The organism is Bacteriovorax sp. DB6_IX (genome assembly GCF_000447775.1).
Lineage (GTDB): Bacteria > Bdellovibrionota > Bacteriovoracia > Bacteriovoracales > Bacteriovoracaceae > Halobacteriovorax_A.
The window spans coordinates 1-4,251 of record NZ_AUNJ01000206.1; the positions used below are offsets into that span (position 1 = coordinate 1).

Below are 4,251 nucleotides of genomic sequence, written 5' to 3' on the forward strand. Positions count from 1 at the left end.
TAGGTGTGTCACGAACTGCTGTATACAAATTGAAGAATAAAATTATTTAGCACTAGAGGGTCAACTATAATAATTTGATTGCCAAATAGGTAAATAACTAAATGTATTCATGCTGGCAAGCAGCATGATTTTTCGTGGAATAGTGTCTCTATTAAATGCCTTGAGTTTTCTTGTTTGAATAATAATTGTTTTTATATTGTCGTTTTTATTCAATGGATTATTAATCCTTGGACCTAAATAAGGCTACATTCCCTCAAAAAAATATGTTATAACCATTATGACTGTTATAACTATTATGACTGTTATAACTATTATAACGGTTATAGCTTTAATATAAGGAGCAAGACTGAAAAATTAAAAACAAATGAGCAAAGTTTGCTCTTGTTGATTTTTTTTCGTTGTCGCAGAGAGCAATTGCTGTGTCGCAAAAGACAGTTTTAGTGCTTCGTGTGACACTTCTTTATTTGTTCGCACGTAGCGAAAGCTTTCGTGCAGAGACGTTTGTCTGCTTCGTCTGCAATGTAATTTTCGTGCATCAAAAAATTTCGCTTTGTAATTCAATGATTTTTTGGTTCGCTGTGGCTGTTTTCTGCTTCTAGAAAGCATTCATCCTGCCGATCGATTTGTATTGTTGTGGGGGATATAAAGGTTAAACTCAGGACTAAAATTTTCAGAACAGTGTTCAAACATAACTTGTTTTTTCATATTTAAAAAACAAAAAACAAAAAACAAAAAACAAAAAACAAAAAACAAAAAACAAAATTTAATGTAGTTATGAATTTATGAGAACAGTGTTCTTGATAACCGCGATAATTATTTAATCTGACCTTATCTTCACGGAATTTATTGAATGCATATACCCCATCATTTCAAGTGATACCATATCTATTTAAGAGAGCGGTTAGCTAGGCTACAGAGCTGTGCTCTGTAGATTTTCTATTAAGAGTGAACATTGCTCTACTTCGTTAGTCAGTTAATCCTAGCTTAGATTCAAACTCTTTTTTGGACAAAACCTTGTTAGATCATCTGCCCTAATATCGATAACTCGAATAATTTGAGGCATCATGAATGACTTACGATATCCCATCTCTAATGCATCTCTCACGCTTGATTTGGGTAGAAGCATGTATTCAAATAATCAGTTTAGTCATCTAAAACATTCATAAATATCGACATTTTATACGCCATCACAATCCGATTTCTTTGCGGACTTATCGCGTTTTTGGAAAAAATGCACTAAAGTACTATCGTCTAATTGAGTTAGTAAAATAGTTAATACAATTCCATTTTCATATCATCATATAAGATGCATAAGTAGTTCAGTGAGTATATCTTTTTTCAACTTTCCCAAGGTCTCTTCTTTTGCGTTTTCTGGAATAACCATTTGTAGCAATGAGCGTTTTAAATTTCCAATTGATTGAGGTGTTATAATCTGTTGTTCTCCTTTAAACAATTTAACGATAGACTCAATGGCAGTATCAGGGTACTTTCTAACCATATTTAGGCTGGTGATAAGCTCTTTATCATGATGACTATAATAACCTTCAAGCCCATTTTCAGTTGCCACGGCTAACTTATATATAGACAGGGAGTTAGTAACTTTGAAGGGTAAGTTAGGCTCAAGAGCTATCTGTAATTTTTCTTGAGAATTGTAATCAAAAAATATACCAATATCTTGGGCCTTATTTTTTATAGTAAATACTTTCCTTTCGCTAAGGTCATCTTCTACCAAATACGGATGTGATATGTTATAAGACAAGTTTCCTCGAGCGTCGATATTGATCACATTGTAGTTACCTTTGGTATGATTACAATTGTGGCAAGCAGGTATCAGGTTATAAAAAGAAACAGCAAACATCGGAAACAGTGACTTAGGAATAAAATGATCAAGCTCAGGTCTTGCCTCATCATTTTTATCTATGACAACAACTGGAGTAAAATTCCGATTACAATAAGGGCAAATCCTAGGCGCTACATACTTGGTCAATGAGTACGCACACCATTCCAAACTTTTTTCTCTAAACAGATCGTAATCAAACACTGCCTTACATTCCACATAGCAGGTAATTAGCCTTTCATTAAGGTAAGGATTTAATTTTGACGCAAGAATTGTTACTGTTTTTCCAGATCTAAGATTCTTACTTTTCCTCTTATATTCACTGAGTTTTTGGCGATTTAAAGTATGTATATCTAAGTGACATTTCAATTGATAATCAATGTTATCTAAAGCTTGAATAGCATAATCTATGTTGGCATTAGTTCCAAGATGGTTGTCCAGCGCATCCCAAAATGATCTTAGTGATATAGGGCATTCAAAAGTAAGCTCAACATCAATAATTTTTCCGCTTTTTTTCTTGATACCACTAATATGAACATATTTGTGTTTAAGTTGATCTGAGATAGGTAAACTGACTAAGTCATCTTTAATTTTGTCAAAAAAACCATTAAGAATTTTCAATAAAGTTTCAGGCGTGCCAGTTATTATTTCTTCAAAATTTCTAGATAAATAAACCGTATAGATATTTATTTGAGATGGTCGTTGATTAAAATGCGCTTTGTGTTTTTTTATTGCATCGATAATGGTTGCATTGTTAATAAGAAACATGATTATATTTATTCATCTATTGATTTGATACGAGCTAAAAGTTGCCTTTCGTCTAAGCCTTCATCCAGAAGAGATAAAATACGCCCTTTAATAGATCTAGGATGTATTTTAACTCGATCGAGTCGGGATTGTAATTCCCTTTTTAGCAGTGGGTCTCCGACTTGATCCACTACTAACTCTATCGTTTTAATAGTTTCTAAGTTGTACTCTTCACAACTGTTAGTATCTAAATCTTCTAATTGAACGGCTATCTTTTTTATAATATTTGCCGCATGCTCTCCGATTGAACGCTGTAAAATAAATTGAGACTTTAATATGTCATGAATATTTGCTGCAAATGTATTTACATTGATATCATTATGATTCCCTAATGAAAGTGTCTTTTTATTTAGGATGTCAGATAAAATAAACGGAGAATGCGTAGCTAACACCACCTGAGGTTGTACTCTCTTATTTTCGAACACTTTAATAAGTGTATTTATTAATAAGCGTTGCCACTCTGGGTGAAACGTGTGTTCAACTTCGTCAAAAATCACAATAGGCTGAATATTAGTAAAATAGTCGAGTTTCTCCTCAAGATTTCCAATGAAGTTGATGATATTCATTTCACCTGAACTCAAACCATCGATACAGACAGAGGAGAAAATATTATCACCGCTGATCTCGTAAGTTCCTAACTCTTCTAACTCATTTCCATCAACTAGGTGTTTAAGTAAATCAAGCTTTCCAGGCTGATTGAAGGGGATAATGATACAACCACCATAAACTTCGTTTTCTTGAAAACAATCAGAAATGAGATCTAATTTATGTCTAGTTTGGCCTACATACTTATGAAACTCAATATAATGGCTTTGAAGGCCGAGATCTTCCAAAAAAGATTGAGCTTTATCTTGGGCATTTTTAATATTATCATTATTAATACCAAATCTAAGTATTGTAAATAATAATGAAATGTCATCTTTGTGATATTTTAACTTAGTTCCATTAATTTGTTCTCTTTCAATGAATTTTGTAGCGAAAAGGAAAAAATAACAAATATAAAAGTAGTTAATGCTAAACTTATCATCATCTAATATTTTTCTCGTCTCCGTTTTGAGTTCTCTAAACCACTTATGTCTTATCGCATTGCCCCCAATCCCCATTGCAGATAAGTATGAACTAACCTTATTTTTAATTTCCTCATATTGCAGTACATAACTTGCGTGAGAGTTCTTGAAAATCTGTTCAAATATGTCGTAATTACCAATACTTTCTTTAAAACTTGCGAATTGCTTTACATTGTTTGTGGTACTAGAATTTTTGAACTTATTATGTACGGGATCACCTCCAATACGATATAGGTTTCTTCCATCTATCTTTATATTTATTGGCCTGTGATTTTCATCTATTGGATTGTAATAAATGGCTTTTTTTTCTGTAAAATTAATGTTATTTGAAATTTCACCATTCTTAAATGTGTAATCATTGTTATTAGTTATCATAACGAGATCCGAGTCACACCCAGAGTTATACCGTTCAATGATCAGAAAACCTGAGGCATTGTTCCCGTCTGAGGGGAACTCATTTAGACAAACTAAATGCGTAAGTACTTCTAAAACGTTAGATTTTCCTGAGCCGTTAGGCCCAACTATCGCACTAAAACCATC

Annotated in this window: 2 protein-coding genes; both read right to left on the reverse strand. The window is 32.8% G+C overall.

Annotated elements, in window-relative coordinates; genetic code table 11:
• Positions 1–1,297 precede the first annotated feature (1,297 nt).
• Positions 1,298–2,605, reverse strand: a complete 1,308-nt coding sequence (locus M901_RS06125) for an HNH endonuclease (protein WP_011079936.1) — start codon at positions 2,603–2,605, stop codon at positions 1,298–1,300.
• An 8-nt stretch (positions 2,606–2,613) separates the two neighbouring features.
• A partial coding sequence (locus M901_RS06130) for an AAA family ATPase (protein ID WP_021277312.1) occupies positions 2,614–4,251 on the reverse strand: 1,638 nt, incomplete at its 5' end.